This is a genomic window from Pseudomonas cuatrocienegasensis, from assembly GCF_900110925.1.
Lineage (GTDB): Bacteria > Pseudomonadota > Gammaproteobacteria > Pseudomonadales > Pseudomonadaceae > Aquipseudomonas > Aquipseudomonas cuatrocienegasensis.
The window spans coordinates 274,137-297,918 of the sequence record NZ_FOFP01000003.1 but is presented as its reverse complement, the minus strand read 5'-3'; the positions used below and the strand labels follow the sequence as shown (position 1 = coordinate 297,918).

Here is a 23,782-nt window from a genome sequence, read left to right as displayed (position 1 = left end):
GTGTTGTAAATACTGAACGCTGTTGCCATGATACGGCCACTTTATCCGTATCTTCCCCAGGGGGACTCCAGCATTGGACGTCGGTGTTCGACTGCAATCCATTCGCAAACTCAAAGGCCTTTCCCAGCGTGAACTCGCCAAGCGGGCGGGCGTCACCAACAGCACTATTTCGATGATCGAGAAGAACAGCGTAAGCCCCTCGATCAGCTCGCTGAAAAAGGTTCTGGCCGGCATTCCCATGTCCCTGGTGGAATTCTTCTCCCTTGAGTTGGAGCAGGACAACCCGACCCAGGTGGTCTACAAAGCCAGCGAACTGATCGACATCTCCGATGGTGCCGTGACCATGAAGCTGGTCGGCAAGGCGCACCCCTCGCGGGCCATCGCCTTTCTCTCGGAAACCTATCCACCCGGTGCCGACACCGGTGACGAGATGCTCACCCACGAAGGCGAAGAGGCCGGCATGCTGGTCGACGGCAAGCTGGAACTGACCGTGGCCGGTGAGGTGTATGTGCTGGAGAGCGGCGACAGCTACTATTTTGAAAGTGCCAAGCCGCATCGTTTTCGCAATCCGTTCGATGTGCCGGCCAAGTTGATCAGTGCGACTACGCCTGCGAATTTCTGATGCGCAAACTCCAGGCTTCGGACAAGCCCTGCCCACAGAGCGGGGGCATGCCGAGCCGGTCGATCCTGCCAATCCCCCTGCGACAACAGGGTTGTTTCGGCCGGGGCGGCTTGCCGTTATACTGACGCCCGCTCGCGAAACCGTGGCCGCGGGCGTGACTAGCCACGAAGAGGGTGTACCGTGAATCTGATGAAGAAAATGCTGGCAGTACCAGCTGCCGTACTGGCCCTGTGGGCAGTGACTGCTCAGGCCACGACCGATGAAGCCATCGCCGAGCGCCTCAAGCCGGTCGGTGAAGTCTGTGTGATGGGTCAGGAATGCAAAGGCGTGGGCACCGTTGCGGCTTCCGCTGGCGGTGGCGCACGCACCCCTGATGACATCATTGCCAAGCACTGCGGCGCCTGCCATACCCCAGGCATCCTGGGTGCACCGAAAATTGGTGACACCGCCGCGTGGAAAGAGCGTGCAGACAGCCAGGGCGGCCTCGATGGCATCCTGGCCAAGGCCATCTCCGGCATCAATGCCATGCCGCCGAAGGGCACCTGTGCCGATTGCTCGGATGACGAGCTGCGCGCAGCCATCCAGAAAATGTCTGGCCTGTAAGCCGGCATCGCTGGAATAAAGCCGCCTTCGGGCGGCTTTTTCGTGGGTGCAGCAAAACCGCACTGAGCGCAGTCCAAGCTGTTCGACACTGGGTTTCAGGGAATACCGGCATGTCACAGGACTGCAGCAGCGAACAGGCCATCGATTTGCTCCTCGCGCGGATCGACGGCCCCATTCACCTGGGTCTGCCCCTGGGTCTGCCCCTGGGTCTGGGCAAACCCAATCACTGGGTCAATGCCCTGTATGCGCGGATGCGTCAGTTGCCGCAGCGCCAGCTGACCATTTACACCGCGCTCTGCCTGAGCCGGCCACTGTTGGGCGACGGCTTGCAAGCGCGTTTTCTCGAACCTTTTGTTGAGCGAGTCTTCGCCGATTACCCGGAGCTGGATTTCCTCGCCGATTTGCACGCTGACCGCCTGCCGGCCAACGTGCGGGTCGAGCAGTTCTTTCTGCAACCAGGTAGCCTGCTCGACTGCGCGCCGGCCCAGCAGGACTACATCAGCAGCAACTACAGTCACGCGGCCCGTGACCTCAATGCCAAGGGCCTGAATGTCATCGCGCAACTGGTGGCCGTGGATACCGAGCGGCCGCAGCACCTGAGCCTGAGCTGCAACCCGGATATCACCCTGGACCTGCTGCCGCTGCTCGACGCGCGCCGCGCCGCAGGTGAAGCGATCTTTACCATCGCCCAGGTGCATGAAGCGTTGCCCTATATGGCGGGCGATGCGGAGCTGCCGCGTGAACGCTTCGATGTGATGCTGCGCGAGCCTGACGGCAGCCGGCTGTTTTCCACACCGAATATGCCGGTCAACCTGCAGGACCACTGCATCGGCCTGCATGCCAGCACGCTGGTGCGCGACGGCGGTACCTTGCAGATTGGCATCGGCTCGATGGGCGATGCGCTGACCGCTGCTCTGCTGGCCCGAGACGCGGAAAATGCCGACTACCGTGCAACGTTGAAAACCCTGCGTGGCGGTGAAGAGAACGCCCCGCTGGATCGGCTCGGCGGCCTGGCGCCGTTCGAGCAGGGCCTCTACGGCTGCAGTGAGATGTTCGTCAACGGTCTGCTGGTGCTGGCCGATGCCGGCATTGTGCGGCGCGCGGTGTATCCAGAGGAACAGCTGCAAGCGTGGGCCAATGCCGGCGCGCTAGATGCCGAGGGACGTCCTCGCAGTGTTCAGGCGCTGCTCGATAGCGGCTGTGGCGAGAGCTTGCAGATCGAGATGCTGCAAGCCCTCGGCGTTGTGGATCAGCGCGTGCGCGTAGCGCCAGGGCAGGTGCAGTTGCCCGATGGTCAGTGGCTCGACGCGGACCTGCGCCGGGCGCAGACCCAGGCGGCGCTCGCGCCCTGGCTGACACCGGCCCCCGGCGCAGCGGTGCTGCATGGCGGCTTCTTTCTCGGCCCGCAATCGTTCTACGCGCGCTTGCGCGAGTTACCGGCTGCGCAGCGCGCGCGCTTTGCCATGACCGGGATTCGCTTTATCAACGAGCTGTATGGCCAGGAAGCACTCAAGCGTTTGCAGCGGCGTGATGCGCGCTTTATCAACACGGCCTTCACCATGACCTTGCTAGGGGCCGGGGTGGCTGACCAGTTGGAGGACGGTCGGGTGCTCAGCGGCGTGGGCGGGCAGTACAACTTCGTTGCCCAGGGCCATGCCCTGGACGATGCCCGCTCGATTCTGCTGCTGCGCAGTTGGCGGGCGAACAAGGGGCAAGTCAGCTCGAACATCGTTTGGGACTACGGACATGTGACCATTGCCCGGCATTTGCGCGATATCGTGGTCACCGAATACGGCATTGCCGACCTGCGCGGCCGATGCCCAGGTGATCGAAGCGTTATTGGCAATCAGTGATTCGCGCTTTCAGCCGCAGTTGATTGAGCAGGCCCGCCAGGCCGGCAAATTGCCTCGGGATTTTCGCCTGGCGCCGCGTTTTAGCGAGAATCTGCCGGCGCGCCTGGCGCAGGTGCAGCGCGACCATCCGCAGCGGTTTGCCGCCTTTCCCCTGGGCTGTGATTTCGATGAAACCGAACAGGCGCTGCTTGATGCCCTGGCCTGGCTCAAGGCCCATGCCCGGCCGCGCCAGGCGCTGAAATTGCTGCGTGCGCTGTGCCAGCCGGCCAGCACTACCGCCAGCGCGGCTCACCTGGCGCGCCTGGACCTGGCGGCTCCGCGCTGCTGGCGTACGCACCTGCAACGGCATCTGGTGCGCTCGGCCTTGCAGGCCAGTGGGCAGCTCAGTCGAGAAAGCTGACCTGGCCGCCACTCAGGGACTGGATGCGCGCCAGTGACTCGACGCGATAGCCTTGTTCGTCGAGTTCAGCGCGGCCGCGCTGGAAGGATTTCTCGATGACCACACCGATCCCGGCAATGCTCGCGCCGGCCTGGCCGATCAGGTCGATCAGCGCGCGGGCGGCGTGGCCGTTGGCGAGAAAATCGTCGATCAGCAGTACGTGATCCTGGGCGTTGAGGTGCTTGCTGGAGATCGCCAAGGTACTCTCGGTCTGCTTGGTGAACGAGAACACGGTGGAGGTGTAGAGGTCGTCCTTGAGCGTCAGCGACTGGTACTTGCGGGCAAAGATCACCGGCACGCCCAGCTCGAGGCCCGCCATTACCGCCGGGGCGATACCCGAGGCTTCGATGGTGACGATCTTGCTGATGCCCTGGCCGGCAAAGCGTTTAGCGAACTCATGACCGATCTGCTGCATCAGCAGCGGGTCGATCTGGTGATTGAGAAAGGCATCGACCTTCAGCACCTGATCGGACAGGACGACGCCGTCGCTCATGATCTTGCGTTTCAACAGCTCCACGATCCTGCACCCCTGGGGTTCGCTTGAAAGCAGTGGATTTTCCCTTAAATCGCGGCGCACGTGTAGCAAAACAACGGGAGGTTGCATGCCTGTCTCACCGGTAACAGCTGAACCAACCCGCGCCGAGGTCGATGCGTGGCCAGAGCCGACCCTGCTCGAATTCGGTGCGTCTTGGTGTGGCCATTGCCAAGCCGCGCAGGCGGCCATTGCCGAGGCGCTGATCAGCCAGCCGGGAGTGCGCCATATAAAGATTGAGGATGGCAAAGGCCGCCGCCTGGGACGCAGTTTCAAGGTGACCCTATGGCCGACCCTGGTATGTGTCCGTGGCGGCCGCGAGGTGGCACGGTTGGTGCGGCCGACTCAGGCCGCTGCGATCAGTGAAGCGCTGGCGCGGTTGCTGACAGCGGACTGAGTCAGGCGCCTTTGTGCAGGCGCCGCAAGATGTCCTTGGGTATGCCGCGGGTGTCGATTGTCGCCGCGTGACTGGCGGGCTCCAGCCCTAGCTCATCAAGCCAGGCGAGTGCATGGGTGTGCCGGTACTTGTCGGCGAAGGCCTGCCAGGCCTGGGCGGCAGCAGGGAACTGGGCCAGCTCGAAGTCGAACCGGCGCAAGGGCTTGCGCCCTTTGAGCGTCGCCGCGAGCAGGGGATGAGCGTGAGGGTCGTCGAGCGTCTGCAAAAATGCCGCGCGCATGGCCACCTGCTCGTCGGTATCCAAGGGTTCGATGGCGACAAAGCGCGCTGGATCGTTGTCCAGTTCGAGGCGTTGCTCACTGTCGCTGTCATCAGGCGACAGGCGGATGACCTGGCCGCTGTCGAGATCCAGGTAATGCTCCAGCCGCTGTTGGCCGTCGAGCGCAGCGATCACCGCAGGTAGGTCGAGCGTCAGCATGGTCGGTCCTCGTCTGCGTGCGTTTCAGCGCTTGAGCAGGGCGCGCATATTCGCCAGGGCGTCGTTACCACGGGCGGCTTTGACCTCCACCGGGGCGTCTTCCATACCTTCCCAGACCAGGTCTTCGGGCGGCAGTTCGTTGAGGAAGCGGCTCGGCGAGCAGTCGATGATTTCGCCGTATTGCTTGCGTTTGGCGGCGAAGGTCAGCGCCAGGTTGCGCTTGGCACGGGTGATGCCGACATAGGCCAGGCGCCGCTCCTCTTCGATGGTGTCAGCCTCGATGCTGGAGCGGTGCGGGAGGATTTCCTCCTCGAAACCGATGATATACACCGAGGGAAACTCCAGGCCTTTGGAGGCGTGCATGGTCATCATCTGCACGCCCTCGGCGCCGTCTTCCTCCTCCTGCTGGCGTTCAAGCATGTCGCGCAGCACCAGCTTGCCGATGGCGTCTTCGATGGTCATGTCGCCGTCTTCGTCGCGCTCCAGGGTGTTCTTCAGCGCGTCGACGAGGAACCACACATTGCCCATGCGCGCATCGGCGACCTTGTCGTTGGAGGCGTTCTGCCGTAGCCAGTTCTCGTAGTCAATGTCCATCACCATGCTGCGGATCGCGGCAATCGGGTCGTTCTGCGCACACTGCTGGCGCACGCCGTCCATCCAGCGTTTAAAGCGCGCCAGGCGCTCGGTGTAGCGGCTGTCGAGGTGTTCACCCAGGCCGATCTCATCGGTGGCGGCGTACATGCTGATCTTGCGCTCGGTGGCGTAGTTGCCGAGCTTTTCCAGGGTGGTCGAGCCGATCTCGCGGCGCGGCACATTGATCACCCGCAAAAAGGCATTGTCGTCGTCCGGGTTGACCAGCAGGCGGAAGTAACTCATCAGGTCCTTCACCTCCTGGCGGGCGAAGAAGCTGGTGCCGCCACTCAGGCGATAGGGAATCTGGTGGTGCTGCAGCTTCAGCTCCATCAGCTTGGCCTGGTAGTTGCCGCGGTAGAGGATCGCGTAATCGCTGTAAGGGCGCTCGGTGCGCAGGTGCTCGGTGAGGATTTCCAGGGCCACGCGCTCGCACTCGGCGTCTTCGTTGCGGGTGCGGATCACGCGGATCTCGTCGCCCACGCCCATCTCCGACCAGAGCTGCTTCTCGAATACGTGGGGGTTGTTGGCGATGAGGATGTTGGCGCATTTGAGGATGCGGCTGGTGGAGCGGTAGTTCTGCTCGAGCATCACCACCTTGAGTGAGGGGTAGTCCTCTTTGAGCAACATCAGGTTTTCCGGGCGCGCGCCGCGCCAGGCGTAGATCGACTGGTCATCGTCACCGACCACGGTGAACTGGTTGCGCATGCCCACCAGCAGTTTCACCAGCAGGTACTGGCTGGCGTTGGTGTCCTGGTATTCGTCGACCAGCAGGTAGCGGATGCGGTTCTGCCATTTTTCCAGGATGTCCGGATTGTCCTGAAACAGCTTCACCGGCATCAGGATCAGGTCGTCGAAGTCCACTGCGTTGTACGCTTTGAGCGTGCGCTGGTAGTGCAGGTAGACGATGGCGGCGGTCTGCTCCTTGGGGTTGCGCGCGCTGGCCAGGGCCTCGTCGGGCAGAATCAGGTCGTTTTTCCAGCTGCCGATGTAACCCTTGATCTCGTCCGCGCCGTCGTCGCCGGCGTACTCCTTCTGCATGATGTCACTGAGCAGCGCCTTGATATCGCCCTCGTCGAAGATCGAGAAACCCGGCTTGTAGCCCAGCGCTGCGTATTCCTTGCGGATGATGTTCATGCCCAGGTTGTGGAAGGTCGACACAGTGAGGCCGCGGGCCTCGGCGCCCTTGAGCAAGGTGCCGACGCGCTCCTTCATCTCCCGGGCGGCCTTGTTGGTAAAGGTCATCGCGACGATATGGCGCGCCTGGATGCCACAGTTCTTCACCAGATGAGCGATCTTGCGGGTGATTACGCTGGTCTTGCCGGAGCCGGCACCGGCGAGCACCAGGAGCGGGCCGCCGACATAGTTCACGGCTTCCTGTTGCCGGGGGTTCAGTCGGGACATGGGGTCGGTTCACCTGAAGAAGGGGGTCGGCATTTTAGCAGGCATGGCCGGCTGTGCCGCGACTCCCTGAAACTGTGCTGTAGAACACGTGCTGGCGCTAGGCCAGGCTTGGTTAATCTGGAGAATGCAGTAACCTGCTGCCGTTCGTCGGCTTTGCGGTCCGACCAGCACCACAGGGATGTGCAGTATTAGACGCCGTCTACGGCGCAGCAGGGTGGCATTGCTCATCCATTTCTTGTGGCTTGGGGAGGTTGTTTGTCCGCGCGTATCGAACCCTTGCAGTTGCTACTTCTGGCCGAAACACCGGTATGGCTGGCCGCGTTACGAGACTGTCTGGCCGGCATGGACAATGCCTTTGCGCTGATCACCGCGCCTTCCTGGGAGGCGGCCAGCGCCTTGTTCGACGAACACCACAGTGGTCTGCTGTTGACCACCGAGGCGCAGTGCCCGGCTGCAGGCGAATGCGCCCTGCCGGCCATCCTGTTGCTTGAGCACGCCCCCCAGGAGGAGCCTGCAGGTGTCTGCGATTGGCTGGTGCTCGACCAATTAACCCCCGAGGTGTTGCGTCGTTGCCTGCGCTACGCCCGCGAGCAGCGCAGCCTGCGCGGCAGTCTCACCCGCCTGGCCGAGCAGGATGCGCTCACCGGTATCGCCAACCGGCAAGGCTTTCAGGCTTTGCTGGCGGCCCGTCTGGCTCAGGACGCGGGGCGTGGGCTGGTTCTGGGGCATCTGGACCTGGACAACTTTCGCCACGCCAATGATGCCCTCGGCTACCAGGCCGGTGACCGCCTGATTCTGCAGGTGGTGGCGCGGCTGAAGGCGCTGTTGCAGCCTCATGAACAGATCGCCCGGCTGGGCAGCGACGAGTTTGCCCTGCTGCTGGATGTGCGGCGTAATCCGGCGCGTCTCGCCTTCCTCGCTGAGCGCATCACCGATGCCCTGAGTGAGCCCTACTGGGTCGATGGCGAAAGCCTGTTGCTGGGTTGCAGTCTGGGCCTGGCGCATGCCGGTGATCACCTGCAGGCTGACCCGCTGATGTGGCATGCACATATCGCCATGCAACAGGCCAAGACCCAGCAGGGTTGCACCTTCCATATCTATGATGAACGTCTCAACCGCGGCGCACGCAGCCAGGCTGATCTGGAGGGCGAGCTACGCCGGGCGCTACGTCGTGACGAGTTGGTGCTGCATTATCAGCCGCGCTTGTGCCTCAAGAGCGGGCAGATTCTTGGCCTGGAGGCGCTGGTGCGCTGGCAGCACCCACAGCGCGGGCTACTGGCGCCTAGCGAGTTCGTACCGCTGGCGGAGGAGAGCGGGCTGATCGTGCCGCTGGGCTATTGGGTCATGGCCCGTGCTCTGCGGGATATGCAGTGGCTGCGCGGGCGTGGCCTGGCGCCCTTGCACATGGCGGTCAACCTGTCGTTTCGTCAGTTTCAGGACAGCCAGTTGCTCTCGACCCTGAGTCGGCTGATTCGCGAGCGCGGCGTCGATGCGCGCTGGCTGGAGTTCGAGCTGACGGAAACCGCCGTGATGCGCCGCAGCGAACAGGTGCAGCAGACCATGGCGGCACTGGGGCAGTTGGGTGTGCGTTTTTCCCTGGACGATTTCGGCACGGGGTTCTCCTCGTTCGTGCACCTGCACAGCCTGCCCATTGCCTTGCTGAAGATCGACAAGAGCTTCGTCGGCGGCATGGATGAGCGGGAAGACAACCGCCAGTTGGTGCGCGCCATGATCAACCTGGCGCATAACCTCAATCTGCAGGTGGTGGCCGAGGGTGTGGAGAGCGCCAGCCAGTTGGCCCTGCTGCGCCAGTACGGTTGCGACCAGGTGCAGGGCTACCTGATCAGCCAGGCGCTGGCACTCAGCGAGCTGGCGCGCTTTTTGGTGTTCGGCGCGCGCCAGGCGCTGCTCAGCCCGCCGGGTGTGTGAAATCAGCCATGGACCGGTTGTAGGCGGCCTGTAGGCCGGGTACGCAGCAGTCGCGCGGTCTTGCCCTCAAATCCCAGGGTCAGGCCGATTGCGGCGCAGGCCAGGCCACCTGCCAGGCCCCACCAGACGCCTGCTGCACCCCAGCCAAAAGGGAATGCCAGGTACCAGGCCAGCGGTGCACCGATCAGCCAGTAGCAGGCGAGCCCCACCAGGAAGGTCGTGCGGGCATCCTTGAGACCGCGGATCGCCCCCATGGCGATGGTCTGAATGCCGTCGAATAGCTCGAACCAGGCAGCGATCGCCAGCAGGGCAACGGCCAGGGCCACGATCTCGGTATAAGCCGGGTCATCCGCATCGAGGAACAGCCCGACCACGGCCTGTGGCGCGAGCCAGAACAGGCAGGCAAAGGCGAACATGCAGGCTGCGCCGAGGCCGATGCCCAGGCGTCCGGCTTGACGCGCAGCCTGCAGGTCACCTGCGCCGAAGTGGCGGCCGATACGAAAGGTCACGGCGTAGGAAATGCCCACCGGCACCATAAAGGCGACATACACCGACATGATCGCGATCTGGTGCGCCGCCAGCGCGGTGCTGCCCAGCGCGCCCATGCACAGCGCGGCAAAGGCGAACAGGCCTGACTCCACTGCATAGGTGCCGCCAATCGCTAGGCCCAGGCGTAGTAACTCACGCAACACCTCGGCTTGTGGTCGCCAAAAGCCCTGGCCCAGTGGGTAGCTGGCATAGGCGCGGTGGTGTGTAACGTGCCAGGCCAATAAGGCCGCCATGACGTTGCTCACCACGGCCGTCACCAGGCCGATACCGGCCAAGCCCAACGTCGGCAAGCCGAGCCAGCCTTTGATCATGGCGTAGTTGAGAACGAAGTTGGCTGCGGCGCCACCGATGCTGATGGCCATCACAGGTCCTGGTCGGCCGATGGCACTGGTGAAGCCGCGCAGCGCCATAAAGATCAGGTAACCGGGCAAGGCGAACAGCAGGGTGCCGAGAAAAGTCATGGCATGCGCAACGCTGGCGGGCGTCTGCCCGGCCAGGCGCAGCAGCGGTTCGAGCTGCCAGAGCACGAGCATGGCCAGCAGTGCCAGGCCCATGCCCAGCCACAGGCCGTTTTGCGTCAGGCGCGTGACGCCATGGGTATCGCCTGCGCCATGGCGGATTGCGACCAGGCTGCCGACAGCCGCGATCACGCCCACACAACAGATCGAGACGAAGGCATAACTGGCCGCGCCCAAGCCGCCGCCAGCGAGTTCGGCCGGGCCCAGCAGGCCCATCATCAGGGTGTCGGTGAAGACCATCAGCACATGGGCCAGTTGAGCGGCAATGAGCGGCCCGGCCAGGCACACGATGGCGTTCAATTCCGTTTTTAGGGGTGATGGCATGATGAGTTTTGCTCAATAAATAGGCGGTCTTGAATAGCTCTGGATAACGACCATTGCTTCTATTTTGCTGAGCAAGCCCTAGGCGCACAAAAGGAAAAAAGCGATCCTAGGCATGACTAAAACTCATGTATTGGAAAGCCTGTGAATCGTCAGCTCCCTGCGCTTTACGCCTTGCGTGCCTTCGAGGCCGCCGCCCGGCACAGCTCGTTCACCCGTGCAGCAGACGAGTTGGCGATTACCCAGAGTGCGGTGAGCCGGCATGTGCGCACCCTGGCGGAGCACTTCTCCTGCCGCCTGTTCGAGCGACGTGGGCGCAATCTGGTGCTCACTGAACCCGCGCGGCTGTTGCTGCCAGGGCTGCGTGAGGGCTTCGATGCGCTGGAGCGGGCCTGCTCGACGCTGCGCAGCGATGACGCCACACTGCGCCTGAAAGCCCCCTCGACCCTGACCATGCGCTGGTTGCTGGCGCGCCTGTCGCGCTTTCGCCTACAGCCCGATGGCAGTGAGGTACAACTGACCAGTGCCTGGATGGACGTGGACACCGTGGACTTCCAGCACGAGCCCTTCGACTGCGCAGTGCTGCTCAGTGAAGGCGAGTTCCCTGAACACTGGGAAAGCTGCCTGCTGTTCGCCGAATGGCTGATACCCGTCTGCGCGCCCGAGGCGTTGGGGGCCACGCCTTGGACCCTGGAGACCTTGCAGGCGGCGCAACTGCTGCACCCTACACCGGACCGTCGCGATTGGCGGCGCTGGCTACAGGGCATGGGGTTGGCAGATCAGGTCTCACTCAAGGGTGGCCAGGTGTTCGATACCCTCGAGCTGGGTATGGTCGCGGCAGCGCGCGGCTATGGTGTCTCGATTGGTGATCTGTGGATGGTCGCCGAGGATGTGGCCCAAGGGCGCCTGGCTTTGCCTTGGGCGCAGGCAGTCAGCAGCGGTGCCAGCTACTATCTAGTGTGGCCGCGCGCCCGCCGTAACCAGGCCCGCTATCAGCGCTTGCGTGACTTTCTGCTAGCCGAGGTGGTGGCAACCGGTATGCCTGATGTGGCGCTACTTGGTGCATAAAGTGCGACAGATCTTGTGTATTTACGACGTATGATGGCCATTTGGCGCTTTTTGGTTGACGCACTAAATCGCTCAAGTATTCTCAGCGCCCGCCGTAGACCTGAGCAAGGTCAATCGTGACTTTTATAGCTGTGTATCCGCCACCTGGTGCCTCTGGAGAGACGCATGACATCGCCCCGTTCCCGCATTGCCTGGCAGTTGGCCAGTGCGCTGGCCGTCGTGCTGGTTCTCTTGATCAGTGCCAGCACGCTGTTCGCCCTGCGCTCGCTGAATAATGCGACCCTGACCACCCGTGAAGAGCACATGGGCAGCGAGGCGCGCCTGCTGGCGGATCAGCTCAGCACCTTTCATGGCAGCCTGAAGGAAAGTACCCAGCGCCTGGCGGGGCTGTTCGAGCGGCGCTTTCAGGGTGGCCTGCGGCTTGAGAATGCTGAGCGCGTCGCGGTCGGTAGCCTGCAGGCACCTACGCTGTATCTGGGTGGCAGCGCCCTGAACAACAACTTTGCCGAGGTCGACGAGTTTCGCCAATTGACCGCCGGTGTGGCCACGGTCTTCGTGCGCGACGGTGACGAATTCGTGCGCATCAGTACTTCGCTGACCAAGCCCGATGGCAGTCGCGCCATCGGCACGGCGCTTGACCACGCCCACCCGGCCTATGCGCGCCTGCTTGGTGGTGAAGGCTATGTGGGCCGCGCCTTGCTCTTCGAGCGTTTCTACATGACCCAATACACGCCGGTGCGCGATAGCGCCGGTCGGGTGTTTGCCGTGCTGTTCGTCGGTTTCGATTACACCGATGCGCAGCAGATGCAGTTCGACAATCTGGCCAAGTTTCGTATCGGCAAAACCGGTTCTCTGGCTCTGCTTAACGAGCAGCAGCAATGGCTGGTCGCTCCGGCAGGCGCCCGCCAGCCCGAGCAGGCTGTTGCGCAACTCGCCACTGTGCTGGGGACGCCTGGCAAGGGCGCGTTCTGGCAGGATGGCGAGGATGAGTTCTTCAGTGTGGCCATGCCGTTCGCTGGTGGCCCCTGGCAGGTGGTTGCGAGCATGCCGCGGGCCGAGATCCAGGCGGTAACCTGGAATGTCGGCAGCCAGTTGGCAGTCGGCAGTCTGGTAACCCTGCTGCTCGCTGTGGCCGCGGTTATCTGGCTGTTGCGGCGCAAGTTGCGCCCGCTCGATGATGTGGTGCGCCAGGCTCAGGCTCTGGGCGCCGGCGACCTTAGTGCGCGCCTGCAGATCACCAGTAACGATGAGATCGGTGAGCTGGCGCGCAACTTCAACCAGATGGGCGATGCCTTGTCGAGCATGGTCGCGCGTATCCGAGAGGCGGCCCATAACGTCAGCAGCCGTGCCCAGGCACTGTCCGGTTTGTCGCGCGGGGCTTTCGAGGGCATCGAGCAGCAGTCGGGCGAGATCACCAGCATGGCGGGCGCGGTCGAAGAGTTCAGTGCTACCTCGCTGGATATCGCCGATAACATGCGCAATACCCAACAGGTCGCCAGCGACAACGCCCAGCAGACGCGCATCGGCCGCGCCTCGATGGATGAGGCCTCGGCAGCGCTTGAGCAGATCGCCAGCTCGCTGAACACCACGGCCACGGTGATTGACACCCTGGGCCAGCGTTCTCAGGAAATCGGCGGCATTGTCAGCGTGATTACCTCGATTGCCGACCAGACCAATCTGCTAGCCCTCAACGCGGCTATCGAAGCGGCGCGGGCGGGTGAACAGGGCCGTGGCTTCGCTGTGGTCGCCGACGAGGTGCGTAACCTGGCCGGACGCACCCGCGAGGCGACCGATGAAATTTCCAGCATGATCGCCAGTATTCAGAGCGAAACCACCAGTGCCATCAACACCATGGAGCAGGGTCGCGGCTTGATGCAGGAAGGCTTGCAGCGCAATGCCAAAGTCGCCGATGCGCTGCGCCAGATCGCCGAGCAGAGCAATGCGGCCGGCGAGCAGTTCACCGCCATCACTACCGCCACCAGCGAGCAAAGCAGCACGGCGACCTCGTTGAGCAGCAACCTGCAGAGTATCTCGCTGGCCAACAACGAGCAGCGTCAGGTCATTGCCAACCTGGCGGAAACAGCGCGTGAGCTGGATGAGCTGGCGGATGCGCTGCGCCAGGAAGTCGGGCGCTTTCAGTAAACCACTCAGCCCTGCGGGTGACCGCGGTATTGCAGGGCTTCGGCCAGGTGGTTGCGGGCGATCAGCTCGGCCTCTTCAAGGTCAGCCAGGGTGCGCGCCACCTTGAGCACCCGGTGGGCCGCGCGCAGGGACAGGCCCAGGCGTTCGCAGGCACTCTCCAGCCAACTCTGGTCGTCAGCCTGCAGGGCACAGTGTTCGCGTAGCGCATTGAGGTCGAGAAAGGCATTGGCCACGCCCTGGCGTGCGTACTGCAGTGCCCGTGCCTGGGCTACCTGGGCGGCAGCTGTGGCGGTGTCGGCACCGCTTTGCGGCAGGGCGTGCAGCGTGGTGGTTTCCCTTGCCACCGTTACATGCAGGTCGATCCGGTCGAGCAGCGGGCCAGAGAGTTTGCCACGGTAGCGTTGGACCTGTTCCTGGGTGCAACGGCAACGGCCACTGGGGTCGCCGAGAAAGCCACAAGGGCAGGGATTCATGGCGGCTACCAGCTGGAAGCGGGCAGGAAAGCGCACCTTGTCGCGAGCCCGGGCGATCACGATATGGCCGCTTTCCAGCGGCTCGCGCAGAACTTCCAGAACCTTGCGGTCAAACTCCGGTAATTCGTCAAGAAACAGCACGCCGTGATGGGCCAGAGTAATCTCGCCAGGCTGTGGACGGCTGCCACCACCGACCAGGGCCGGTCCCGAGGCGCTATGGTGCGGATGACGAAAGGGTCGCTGTGGCCAATGCTCCAGGGGCGCGTGGCTCGCCACCGACTGAATCGCCGCGACCTCCAGCGCTTCCTGCTCGGCCAGCGGTGGCAGCAGGCCTGGTAGACGGCTGGCGAGCAGGGTCTTGCCGGTCCCGGGTGGGCCGCTGAACAATAAATTGTGCGATCCCGCTGCCGCGACCAGCAGGGCGCGTTTGGCCGCGAGCTGGCCCTGGACTTCGCTGAGGTCGGGGTAGGGCAGAGTGCGCCGCAACAGGCCCTGGGCGGCGAATGGCGCCAGCGGTGTATGGCCGCTGAAGTGCGCGGCGGCTTCCAGCAAGTGCTCAACCGCCAACACCTGCAGCCCCGAGGCCAAACTGGCTTCTTCGGCATTCGCCCTTGGCACCAGCAAGGTGCGTCCGGCTGCGCGTGCGGCCAGTGCGGCCGGCAGCACGCCCTGAACCGGGCGCACGGCCCCCGATAGGGCCAGCTCACCGAGGCATTCGACCTGTTCCAGTGCAGCGGCGGGTATCTGGCCGCTGGCGGCGAGGATGCCCAGGGCGATGGCCAAATCGAAGCGTCCGCCGTCCTTGGGCAGGTCGGCCGGCGCCAGGCTCAGGGTGATGCGTCGGGGCGGAAATTCAAAGTCGCAGTTGAGTATCGCACTGCGCACGCGGTCCTTGCTTTCCTTGACGGCGGTCTCGGGCAGGCCCACCAGTGCCAGTGAAGGCAGGCCGTTGGCCAGATGGGCTTCGACCGTCACGGCGGGGGCTTCTACACCCACCTGGGCGCGGCTGTGGACGAGGGCCAGGGACATCGATCACTCCTTTGATCGTGGCCCGCCGAGGTGTTACTCGGCGGGGTTGGGCGGTGTCACCACTGGGGTGGCTTCGAGCGCCGCGACTTTGGCTTCGAGGGCCTCGAGACGGGCACGGGTACGTGCCAGGACCACCATCTGACTGTCGAATTCTTCCCGGCTGACCAGGTCGAGTTTACTGAAGCCGCTCTGCAGCAAGGCCTTGAATTGAGCCTCGAATTCGGCGCGAGGCAGCGGCGACTCACCGTTGAACAAGCGCGAAGCGTGGTTGCTAAGGGCATCGAGCAGGGCTTTTGGCGGCAGCATAAGACAGTTCCAGAGGCAGACGACGGCAGTGTAGCACGGGCGTTGCAGCGCTTATGCCTGGGTGGGTAAGTCGTCAGTGCACGATTTTCGCGCGCCATGCTGTGCTTCGATGCACCGTAATTGTGCGCATCGTCGACGCCAGGTCCCCCTCTACACCAGTAATAGCCTCAAGAACGTGCGTTTGCGTGACATGGCAAGCTTTCTGCTTAGCCCCTTGTGACGCATGCACCGGGGCTGTAGCGGTGCATCAGGTGTAGCTCAGGTATGTGCTGCATCAGGAGCGGTTGGTGGGTGTTGGTGGGGCCAGGCTGGTCCGCTAACGCATTACAAAAGCCAGACACTGCGCTTAGACTTGGGCCGGGTTCGTAATTCCTGGGGCAAGTCCACCTTACACGGGAGAAAGTTTCATGAAGCTAGTCACTGCCATCATCAAGCCGTTCAAGCTGGACGACGTCCGTGAGTCACTGTCGGAAATCGGCGTGCAGGGCATTACCGTTACTGAAGTCAAAGGCTTCGGTCGCCAGAAAGGTCATACCGAGTTGTACCGCGGCGCTGAATACGTCGTCGACTTCCTGCCAAAGGTGAAGATCGACGTGGCCATCGCCGATGACCAACTCGACCGTGTCATCGAAGCAATCACCAAGGCTGCCAACACCGGCAAGATCGGTGACGGCAAGATTTTCGTCGTTAACCTGGAACAGGCGATCCGCATCCGTACCGGCGAAACCGATACCGACGCGATCTAAACCGCCTCCGAACCCCACGCCCCAGGAGTAACCCCCATGACTCTGCGAAAAATCGCAGGGCTAGGAGCCCTTTTGTCTCTCGTCCCTGGCATTGCCATGGCCGACGAGGCAGTTTTGAACGGTGGTGACACGGCCTGGATGCTGGTCGCGACCGTGCTGGTGTTGTTCATGACCATTCCAGGCTTGGCGCTGTTTTACGCCGGCATGGTGCGTTCCAAGAACGTCCTGTCAGTGCTGATGCAGTGTTTTGCCATCACCGGTCTGATCAGCGTGCTCTGGGTTCTTTATGGTTACAGCCTGGCCTTTGACACCACCGGCATGGAGCAGGGTGTGGTCAATTTCAATTCCTTCGTCGGCGGTTTTTCGAAAGCCTTCCTCAGCGGCCTGACGTTGGACAGCCTGGTGGCCGGGATTCCGGAAAGCGTGTTCATCACCTTCCAGATGACGTTCGCCATCATCACCCCCGCCCTGATCGTCGGCGCTTTCGCCGAACGCATGAAGTTCTCGGCCATGCTGGTCTTCATGACGGTCTGGTTCACCCTCGTCTACACCCCAATCGCCCACATGGTGTGGAGCGGTGACGGTGCGTTGATGTGGGATTGGGGCGTGCTCGACTTCGCGGGTGGCACTGTGGTGCACATCAATGCCGGTATCGCCGGTCTGGTGGCGTGCCTGGTGCTGGGCAAGCGCAAGGGCTTTCCAACCACGGCCATGCCGCCGCACAACCTCGGTTACACCCTGATTGGCGCCAGCATGCTCTGGGTCGGCTGGTTCGGCTTTAACGCCGGCTCGGCCCTGGCTGCCAACGGCAGCGCCGGCATGGCCATGCTGGTCACCCAGATCGCCACGGCCACTGCGGCGCTGAGCTGGATGTTTGCCGAGTGGATCACCCATCGTAAACCGAGCGTGCTGGGCATCGCTTCGGGTGCGGTCGCGGGTCTGGTGGCGATCACCCCGGCTTCCGGTACTGCGGGCCCCATGGGGGCGCTGGTGATCGGTCTGGCTTCGGGCGTGATCTGCTTCTTCTGCGCCACCAGCCTCAAACGCAAGCTGGGCTATGACGACTCCCTGGACGTCTTCGGCGTACACGCCGTGGGCGGCATTGTCGGTGCCATTCTCACCGGGGCCTTCGCGGCGCCGGCGCTGGGCGGTTTCGGCACGGTGGAGAACATCCCCGCGCAGGTGTGGATCCAGATCGAGGGCGTGGCATTCACGGTGGTCTACACCGCGGTGGTGACCTTCGTGATTCTGAAAGTGATTGATCTAGTAATGGGCCTGCGGGTCAGTGACGAAGAAGAGAACATCGGTCTCGACCTCGCGCTGCACAACGAGCGTGGCTACAACCTGTAAGCACACGGAGTGCGTCCGGCGCCAACCCGGACGCCTTAACCGAACAGCGCTATAAAGCGCGCCGGCAAGAGGTGAACCATGGATAACACAGCATTGACTGCACTGCAGTACGGTTTTGATACCTTCTACTTTCTGATTTGTGGCGCTTTGGTGATGTGGATGGCAGCGGGTTTTGCCATGCTCGAATCCGGCCTGGTGCGCGCCAAGAACACCACCGAGATCCTGACCAAGAACATCGCGCTGTATGCGGTGGCCAGCGTCATGTACCTGGTGATCGGCTACCACATCATGTACTCCAGCCCGGAAGGCGGCATTCTGCCGAGCCTGGGTTTCCTGATCGGTGATGAAAACAGCGTCGAGTCGGTGCTGGCCGGCGGTGACGATGCCCCCTACTACTCGGCTCGTTCGGACTTCTTCTTCCAGGTGGTGTTCGCCGCGACCTGTATGTCGATCGTCTCCGGTGCTGTCGCCGAGCGCATGAAACTGTGGGCCTTCCTGGCATTCGCCGTGGTCATGACCGGCTTCATCTACCCGGTTCAGGGCTTCTGGAAATGGGGTTCGGGCTTCCTCAACGAAGCTGGTTTCCTCGACTTCGCCGGTTCCGGCATCGTACACATGGCCGGTGCCTCCGCTGCTCTGGCGGGTGTACTGCTGCTTGGGGCTCGTAAGGGCAAGTACGGGGCTAACGGTCAGGTCAACGCCATCCCTGGCGCCAACCTGCCAATGGCTGCGCTGGGTACCTTCATCCTGTGGATGGGCTGGTTCGGCTTCAATGGTGGCTCGCAGCTGAAGATGAGCACCATCGAAGACGCCAATGCCGTGGCTCAGGTGTTCGTCAACACCAACATGGCGGCTGCCGGTGGTCTGATCGCCGCGCTGATCGTGGCGCGCATCCTGTTCGGCAAGGCTGACCTGACCATGGCCCTCAACGGTGCTCTGGCCGGCCTGGTGGCGATTACCGCAGAACCGCTGACCCCGAGCGCCCTGCAGGCGACCCTGATCGGTGGCGTAGGTGGCGTGCTGGTGGTGTTCTCCATCCTTGGCCTGGACAAGCTCAAGCTCGATGATCCGGTCGGTGCCATCTCGGTACACGGTGTAGTCGGTATCTGGGGCCTGCTGGCCGTCTGCCTGACCAATGCCGATGCCAGCCTGGGTGCCCAGCTGCTGGGTATTGCGTCGATCTTCGCCTGGGTCTTTGTGGCCAGCCTGATCGTCTGGTCGATCATCAAGGCGGTGATCGGTCTGCGTGTCAGCGAAGAGGAAGAATACGAAGGCGTCGACATCGCCGAGTGCGGTATGGAAGCCTATCCGGAGTTCACCAAGAACTGATTCTTCGGGCGGTACAACGAGGGCGCCGAAAGGCGCCCTTTGTTTTTTCTGGCAGCGCGCTAGAATGCGCGCCGTCGGGCACGATTTCAGGTCAGCGGTGCTTGCCCAGCCAGCGTTAGCAAACGCGGGCGACCTGACCGGGCATGGTCATTTGAATTTTTTCCGGTGGGGTGCGAAAGCGCACGCTACTGGGCTATAACTAACCTGCTTTTCGCAAGTCATGAGGTTGAACATGAGCGACGAAGAACTGGAACAAGACGAGCTGGACGGGGCTGAAGAGGACGGCGAGGAGCTGGCCGCAGCGGATGATGGTGAGGCCGCCGATGACGTGGACAGCGACAGTGATGTGGCTGTACCTGGCAAGAAGACCAAGGCCAAGGCGGTCGATATCGACGACCTGCCCAGTGTTGAGGCCAAGCAGAAGGAGCGCGATGCTCTGGCTCGCGCCATGGAAGAGTTTCTCTCCCGTGGCGGCAAAGTGCAGGAAGTCGAGCCGAATGTGGTAGCCGACCCACCCAAGAAGCCGGACAGCAAATACGGTAGCCGTCCTATCTGAAGGTGTCGTCGCTCTCGAAGAACCCGCCCATGTTGGCGGGTTTTTTGTGGTGGGTGCGCTCTTGGGGCGTCAGGCCCAGCGCTGCAGCAGCGCGGGAAGCTCGGCCAGGCTGCGTACCTCGGCGTCAGCCGGTTGGGGGCCGGCCCAGTCCAGGCCGCGTGGGTTGAACCAGATGGCGCGCAGGCCGGCGGCCTTGGCCCCGGCGATGTCATCATCGGGGTGATCACCGATGTGTACGGCATGCTCGGCGGCAATTCCGGCGCGGCTCAGGGCTTCGCGAAACGGTGCCGGGTCGGGTTTGCCGATGCCCAGCTCTTCGGCACAGAGGGCGAACTGGAAGTAGTCGGCCAGGCCAAGGCGGCGTACATCGGCGTTGCCGTTGGTGATCACCCCCAGGCGGTAGCGGCTGGCCAGGGTTTCCAGGGTCGGGTGCACATCGCTGAACAGCTGCACCTCATGGCGCGCTGCGAGAAACACCTGAAAACCGGCCTCGGCCAGGTGCACGGCGTCTTCATGGGCATAGCCGGCCTCTTCCAGGGCGTGGAACAGGATACGTCGGCGCAGCTCGCTCAGGCGATGTTTGAGCAGCGGCTCGGCCTCCAGCAGGCGCGCGCGGATACGCCAAAGATGTTCCACCGGTACTGGTCCCAGGCGACTGGCGTTGAGGCTCAGCCAGTCGCGCAGCACGGCCTCGGCACTGGTCATTACGGGGGCGACCTCCCACAGGGTGTCATCGAGGTCGAAGGTGATCAGCTGGACAGTCATGGCGTGTTGCCTTTGCGTTTGGCGCGCGGGTGGGCGCCGTCATACACCGTGGCCAGGTGCTGGAAATCCAGGTGGGTATAGACCTGGGTGGTGGCGATATCGGCGTGGCCGAGCAGCTCCTGCACGGCCCGCAGGTCTTGGGACGACTCCAGCATATGGCTGGCGAAGCTGTGGCGCAGCATGTGTGGGTGCAGGTGCTGGCCGAGCTCGCTGATGCCCGCCTGACGTACCCGCAGTTGCACGGCACGGGGGCCGATGCGGCGGCCCTGGCGGCTGATGAACAGCGCGCCATCGAGCGGGTTGGCCAGGGCGCGCAGCGGCAGCCAGGCGTCGAGGGCCTGGCGGGCCATGCGCCCGACCGGCAGTTCGCGGGTCTTGTTGCCCTTGCCGACGACCCGCACCAGGCCGCTGCCCAAGTCCAGGCCATCAAGGTTGAGGTTGACCAGCTCGGACAGGCGCAAGCCCGAGGAGTAGAACAGTTCGAGCATGGCGTGATCGCGGCGGGCGATAAAGTCGTCCTCCTGGGCGCCATCGAGCAGTTGCGCGGTGCGGTCGGCATCCAGGGTGCGCGGCAGGCGGCGTTCGCCCTTGGGCGGGGTCAGGCCGCTGGCCGGGTCGCACTGGCAATGACCTTCACGGATCAGGTAGCGGTAGAAGCCGCGCGTCGCCGAAAGCAGCCGGGCGAGGCTGCGGCTGGCCTGGCCTTCGAGGTTCAGGCGGGCCACCAGGCGGCGCAGTTGGGCGGGTTGCAGGTCGGCCCAATGGGCGATCTGCTCGCGTTCGCAGAGGGCCAGCAGGCGGTTCAAATCCTGCCGGTAGCCGCTGAGGGTATGTGGCGACAACTGGCGTTCGCTGCGCAGGTGCTCGAGGTAGGCGTCTAGAGCAGCTTCAAGGTTCACGCGGCAAGCTCCAAGAGGGGAGAGCAGTCATCAGCAGTCCGCGGCGCCGGACAGGCGCGTCGTTTAACGAACCGAACGCAGTGGCGTGGAGAAGCTGGGCAGAACACGGGCCAGCACTTCGGCGATATAGCCGAGAAACAGGGTGCCGATCGAGCTCTTGTAGTGCTGCGGGTCGGCGCTGCCGATTGCCAGGACGCCATGCAGGCCCTGGTGGCTGAGACCCACCACAGCGGCCGAGCCGACCTGGCTGCCATCCGCTTCGCCGAACAGAAACTTCAGTTCATGCTCGCGCAGCACGCCGCACAGGGTCTTACCGCCGGACAGCAGACCGCCAATGGCCTGATGCGCTTCGGCGCTGCTGACCGAACGGCCCACCGGCACGGGGGATTCGCTGAACAGGATCAGGCTGACGAATGGCACCTGGAACTCGCGGCGCAGGCTGTCTTCGACGCAACTGACGACTTCTTCCAGGGAGCCGGCATCGAGCAGGTCGAGGACCAGGCGGCGGGTCTTGTCGAACAGGCGGTCGTTGTCGCGGGCCACTTCCATCAGTTGCGCCATCCGGTGGCGCATGTCGATGTTGCGCTCGCGCAGCAGCTTGACCTGGCGTTCGACCAGCGACACGGTATCGCCACGCTGGTGCGGAATGCGCAGCTCGGGGATCAGCTCATCGTGGTCGATAAAGAACTCGGGGTGCAGGCGCAGGTAGGCGGCAACCGTTTCCGAGTCCAGTGGGGTCGGTGCTTGGGGCTTGTCGGTCATAGACGAACTTGTCCTTCGTACACGCGCATGGCAGGTCCGGTCATCATAACGGGGTGGCCGTGGCCTGCCCACTCGATGGTCAGTTTGCCGCCGGGCAGCTCCAGCTGCACCGGCGAGTCCATCCAGCCCTGGCTGATCGCCGCCACTGCGGCCGCGCAAGCGCCGGTGCCGCAGGCCTGGGTTTCCCCGGCGCCGCGTTCCCAGACGCGCAGCTTGGCGCGCTGGCGGTCGAGCACCTGGAGAAAGCCGACATTGACCCGCTGCGGGAAGCGCGGATGGTGTTCGAGTTGCGGCCCCAGGCTGTGCACTGGCGCGTCGTCGACGCTGGCGACACGCAGCACCGCATGGGGGTTGCCCATGGACACGGCGGCCAGTTCGACGCTCTGGCCGTCGACTTCAACCGCGTAGCTGAGCGCCTGCTGCTCGGCCTGGAAGGGGATATCTGCCGGCGTGAGGCGCGGCGGGCCCATGTTCACTGTGATCTGGCCATCGGCGCGGACATCCAGCTCGATGATGCCGCCCTTGGTTTCCACACGGATCTGCTTCTTCACCGTCAGGCGCTTGTCCAGCACGAAGCGGGCAAAGCAGCGCGCGCCGTTGCCGCACTGCTCGACCTCGGAGCCGTCGGCATTGAAGATGCGGTAACGGAAGTCCACGTCCGGGTTGCTCGGCGGCTCGACCAGCAGCAACTGATCGAAGCCCACGCCGGTGTGGCGGTCGCCCCACTGCTTGGCGTTCTTCGGCTGGATGTGCGCGTGCTGGCTGACCAGGTCGAGGACCATGAAGTCATTGCCCAGCCCGTGCATCTTGGTAAATCGCAATAACATCGGCACTACTCCGGCAGGCGGCTTTCGCCCGCAAAGAGTTCGGCCAGGGTTTCGCGGCGACGTACTTCGTAGGCCTGCTCGCCGTCGACCATTACTTCGGCGGCGCGGCCGCGGGTGTTGTAGTTCGAGCTCATGACGAAGCCGTAGGCACCGGCCGAGCGCACGGCCAGCAGATCGCCTTCGGCCAGGGCCAGGGTGCGGTCCTTGGCGAGGAAGTCACCGGTCTCGCAGATCGGCCCGACGATGTCGTACTGGCGCGGCGCGCTGTCGCGCGGCTGCACGGCCACCACCTCCATCCAGGCCTGGTACAGGGCCGGACGGATCAGGTCGTTCATCGCCGCATCGACGATGGCGAAATCCTTGTGCTCGGTGTGCTTGAGGTACTCGACCTGGGTCAGCAACACGCCCGCGTTGGCGACGATCGAACGGCCCGGCTCGAACACCAGGGTCAGGTCGCGCCCGGCGATTCGCTCACGCACGGCCGCAATGTAATCACCGGCCTGCGGCGGCTGCTCGTCACGGTACTGCACGCCGAGGCCGCCGCCGAGGTCCAGGTGCTTGATGCGGATGCCGTCACTGGCGAGCTGATCGATCAGCGCCAGCAGGCGGTCTAGGGCGTCGAGGAACGGCGGCAGCGTGGTCAGTTGCGAGCCGATATGGCAGTCGACACCGACGACCTGCAGGTTCGCCAGGGCAGCGGCGCGGGCGTACACGGCCGGTGCATCGGCAATGGCGATGCCGAACTTGTTCTCTTTCAGCCCCGTGGAAATGTACGGGTGGGTGCCCGCGTCGACATCCGGGTTGACCCGCAGCGAGATCGCCGCCGTCTTGCCCAGCTCGGCGGCAACGATTTGCAGGCGCTCCAGCTCGTCAGTGGACTCGACGTTGAAGCAGTGCACGCCCACTTCCAGGGCGCGGCGCATGTCTTCACGGCTCTTGCCGACGCCGGAGAAGACAATCTTGCCCGGCTCGCCACCGGCGGCCAGGACACGCTCAAGTTCGCCGCGCGAGACGATATCGAAACCGGCACCGAGGCGGGCGAGGACGTTGAGCACGCCGAGGTTGGAGTTGGCCTTGACTGCGAAGCAGACCAGGTGGGGCACGCCCTGCAGGGCGTCGGCGTAGGCGCGGTATTGCGCCTCGATGTGGGCACGCGAGTAGACGTAAGTGGGCGTGCCGAAGCGCTGGGCAATGGCGGACAAGGCCACGCCCTCCGCGAACAGCGAACCGTCGCGGTAGTCAAAAGCGTTCATGG

Annotated in this window: 23 protein-coding genes and 1 pseudogene; 13 read left to right on the top strand and 11 right to left on the bottom strand. The window is 63.6% G+C overall.

Going from position 1 to position 23,782, the window contains the following annotated elements:
* Window positions 1-73: 73 nt before the first annotated feature.
* From BMW49_RS06405 to BMW49_RS25555, 4 genes are all read left to right on the top strand, one after another.
* Window positions 74-622 (top strand): cupin domain-containing protein, encoded by a 549-nt coding sequence (locus BMW49_RS06405; protein WP_069516502.1) that lies wholly within the window; start codon window positions 74-76, stop codon window positions 620-622.
* 180 nt (window positions 623-802) lie between these two features.
* Window positions 803-1,225 (top strand): c-type cytochrome, encoded by a 423-nt coding sequence (locus BMW49_RS06400; protein ID WP_069516501.1) that lies wholly within the window; start codon window positions 803-805, stop codon window positions 1,223-1,225.
* Window positions 1,226-1,335: 110 nt separating this feature from the next.
* On the top strand, window positions 1,336-3,078 hold the full coding sequence (locus BMW49_RS06395) for an acetyl-CoA hydrolase/transferase C-terminal domain-containing protein (protein ID WP_083251656.1): 1,743 nt from the start codon (window positions 1,336-1,338) through the stop codon (window positions 3,076-3,078).
* Window positions 3,023-3,478 carry a hypothetical protein gene (locus tag BMW49_RS25555; protein ID WP_083251655.1) on the top strand — a complete coding sequence of 152 codons (456 nt, stop codon included), beginning with the start codon at window positions 3,023-3,025 and terminating at the stop codon, window positions 3,476-3,478. The genes BMW49_RS06395 and BMW49_RS25555 overlap by 56 nt, the downstream gene beginning before the upstream one ends.
* Here the strand turns inward: BMW49_RS25555 and BMW49_RS06390 are convergent.
* Entirely contained in the window at window positions 3,462-4,034 is a 573-nt protein-coding gene (locus tag BMW49_RS06390; protein ID WP_069516500.1) for a xanthine phosphoribosyltransferase, read from the bottom strand. The two genes, BMW49_RS25555 and BMW49_RS06390, sit on opposite strands and share 17 nt — an antisense overlap.
* 85 nt (window positions 4,035-4,119) lie before the next feature.
* Here BMW49_RS06390 and BMW49_RS06385 point away from each other — a divergent pair, with 85 nt between their 5' ends.
* Window positions 4,120-4,446, top strand: a complete 327-nt coding sequence (locus tag BMW49_RS06385; RefSeq protein ID WP_069516499.1) for a thioredoxin family protein — start codon at window positions 4,120-4,122, stop codon at window positions 4,444-4,446.
* A gap of 1 nt (window position 4,447) precedes the next feature.
* On the opposite strand, the gene BMW49_RS06380 is transcribed toward BMW49_RS06385, so the two are convergent.
* Window positions 4,448-4,924 carry a UPF0158 family protein gene (locus BMW49_RS06380; protein ID WP_069516498.1) on the bottom strand — a complete coding sequence of 159 codons (477 nt, stop codon included), beginning with the start codon at window positions 4,922-4,924 and terminating at the stop codon, window positions 4,448-4,450.
* Window positions 4,925-4,948: 24 nt separating this feature from the next.
* Complete coding sequence (rep, locus tag BMW49_RS06375) at window positions 4,949-6,958, bottom strand: DNA helicase Rep (RefSeq protein ID WP_069516497.1); 2,010 nt, start codon at window positions 6,956-6,958, stop codon at window positions 4,949-4,951.
* A gap of 255 nt (window positions 6,959-7,213) precedes the next feature.
* Here rep and BMW49_RS06370 point away from each other — a divergent pair, with 255 nt between their 5' ends.
* Window positions 7,214-8,887 carry a putative bifunctional diguanylate cyclase/phosphodiesterase gene (locus BMW49_RS06370; protein ID WP_069516496.1) on the top strand — a complete coding sequence of 558 codons (1,674 nt, stop codon included), beginning with the start codon at window positions 7,214-7,216 and terminating at the stop codon, window positions 8,885-8,887.
* Between the two features lie 2 nt (window positions 8,888-8,889).
* Here BMW49_RS06370 and BMW49_RS06365 read toward each other — a convergent pair whose 3' ends face one another.
* On the bottom strand, window positions 8,890-10,278 hold the full coding sequence (locus BMW49_RS06365) for a NorM family multidrug efflux MATE transporter (protein ID WP_069516495.1): 1,389 nt from the start codon (window positions 10,276-10,278) through the stop codon (window positions 8,890-8,892).
* 141 nt (window positions 10,279-10,419) lie between these two features.
* Between BMW49_RS06365 and BMW49_RS06360 the strand changes: the two genes are divergently transcribed.
* The 3 genes and pseudogenes from BMW49_RS06360 to BMW49_RS25545 all read left to right on the top strand — a co-directional run bounded on the left by BMW49_RS06360 (window position 10,420) and on the right by BMW49_RS25545 (window position 13,485).
* The gene (locus tag BMW49_RS06360) at window positions 10,420-11,343 is read left to right on the top strand and encodes a LysR substrate-binding domain-containing protein (RefSeq protein WP_069516494.1); all 924 of its coding nucleotides are present in this window, start codon (window positions 10,420-10,422) and stop codon (window positions 11,341-11,343) included.
* Window positions 11,344-11,508: 165 nt separating this feature from the next.
* A pseudogene (locus tag BMW49_RS25550) lies at window positions 11,509-12,630 on the top strand (Cache 3/Cache 2 fusion domain-containing protein); the annotation flags it as partial.
* On the top strand, window positions 12,625-13,485 hold the full coding sequence (locus BMW49_RS25545; protein ID WP_371850851.1) for a methyl-accepting chemotaxis protein: 861 nt from the start codon (window positions 12,625-12,627) through the stop codon (window positions 13,483-13,485). The pseudogene BMW49_RS25550 and the gene BMW49_RS25545, both read left to right, overlap by 6 nt.
* A gap of 5 nt (window positions 13,486-13,490) precedes the next feature.
* Here BMW49_RS25545 and BMW49_RS06350 read toward each other — a convergent pair whose 3' ends face one another.
* Together BMW49_RS06350 and BMW49_RS06345 are read right to left on the bottom strand one after the other, a co-directional pair.
* Window positions 13,491-14,987, bottom strand: a complete 1,497-nt coding sequence (locus tag BMW49_RS06350) for a YifB family Mg chelatase-like AAA ATPase (protein ID WP_069516492.1) — start codon at window positions 14,985-14,987, stop codon at window positions 13,491-13,493.
* Window positions 14,988-15,020: 33 nt separating this feature from the next.
* On the bottom strand, window positions 15,021-15,293 hold the full coding sequence (locus BMW49_RS06345; RefSeq protein WP_069516491.1) for an accessory factor UbiK family protein: 273 nt from the start codon (window positions 15,291-15,293) through the stop codon (window positions 15,021-15,023).
* Between the two features lie 407 nt (window positions 15,294-15,700).
* Here BMW49_RS06345 and glnK point away from each other — a divergent pair, with 407 nt between their 5' ends.
* The 4 genes from glnK to sutA all read left to right on the top strand — a co-directional run bounded on the left by glnK (window position 15,701) and on the right by sutA (window position 19,274).
* On the top strand, window positions 15,701-16,039 hold the full coding sequence (gene glnK / locus BMW49_RS06340; RefSeq protein ID WP_003096476.1) for a P-II family nitrogen regulator: 339 nt from the start codon (window positions 15,701-15,703) through the stop codon (window positions 16,037-16,039).
* Window positions 16,040-16,075: 36 nt separating this feature from the next.
* The gene (locus BMW49_RS06335; RefSeq protein ID WP_069516490.1) at window positions 16,076-17,389 is read left to right on the top strand and encodes an ammonium transporter; all 1,314 of its coding nucleotides are present in this window, start codon (window positions 16,076-16,078) and stop codon (window positions 17,387-17,389) included.
* Window positions 17,390-17,467: 78 nt separating this feature from the next.
* Entirely contained in the window at window positions 17,468-18,718 is a 1,251-nt protein-coding gene (locus BMW49_RS06330; RefSeq protein ID WP_069516489.1) for an ammonium transporter, read from the top strand.
* 232 nt (window positions 18,719-18,950) lie between these two features.
* Window positions 18,951-19,274 carry a transcriptional regulator SutA gene (sutA, locus tag BMW49_RS06325; RefSeq protein ID WP_069516488.1) on the top strand — a complete coding sequence of 108 codons (324 nt, stop codon included), beginning with the start codon at window positions 18,951-18,953 and terminating at the stop codon, window positions 19,272-19,274.
* Window positions 19,275-19,343: 69 nt separating this feature from the next.
* Here the strand turns inward: sutA and BMW49_RS06320 are convergent, their stop codons facing one another.
* From BMW49_RS06320 to lysA, 5 genes are all read right to left on the bottom strand, one after another.
* Entirely contained in the window at window positions 19,344-20,039 is a 696-nt protein-coding gene (locus tag BMW49_RS06320) for an HAD family hydrolase (RefSeq protein WP_069516487.1), read from the bottom strand.
* Window positions 20,036-20,938 (bottom strand): tyrosine recombinase XerC, encoded by a 903-nt coding sequence (gene xerC / locus BMW49_RS06315; protein WP_069516486.1) that lies wholly within the window; start codon window positions 20,936-20,938, stop codon window positions 20,036-20,038. The genes BMW49_RS06320 and xerC overlap by 4 nt, the downstream gene beginning before the upstream one ends.
* Window positions 20,939-21,001: 63 nt before the next feature.
* Window positions 21,002-21,700 (bottom strand): DUF484 family protein, encoded by a 699-nt coding sequence (locus BMW49_RS06310; protein ID WP_069516485.1) that lies wholly within the window; start codon window positions 21,698-21,700, stop codon window positions 21,002-21,004.
* On the bottom strand, window positions 21,697-22,527 hold the full coding sequence (dapF, locus tag BMW49_RS06305) for a diaminopimelate epimerase (RefSeq protein ID WP_069516484.1): 831 nt from the start codon (window positions 22,525-22,527) through the stop codon (window positions 21,697-21,699). Before dapF ends, BMW49_RS06310 begins: the two co-directional genes overlap by 4 nt.
* A gap of 5 nt (window positions 22,528-22,532) precedes the next feature.
* Window positions 22,533-23,780, bottom strand: a complete 1,248-nt coding sequence (gene lysA, locus BMW49_RS06300) for a diaminopimelate decarboxylase (RefSeq protein WP_069516483.1) — start codon at window positions 23,778-23,780, stop codon at window positions 22,533-22,535.
* Window positions 23,781-23,782: the final 2 nt, after the last annotated feature.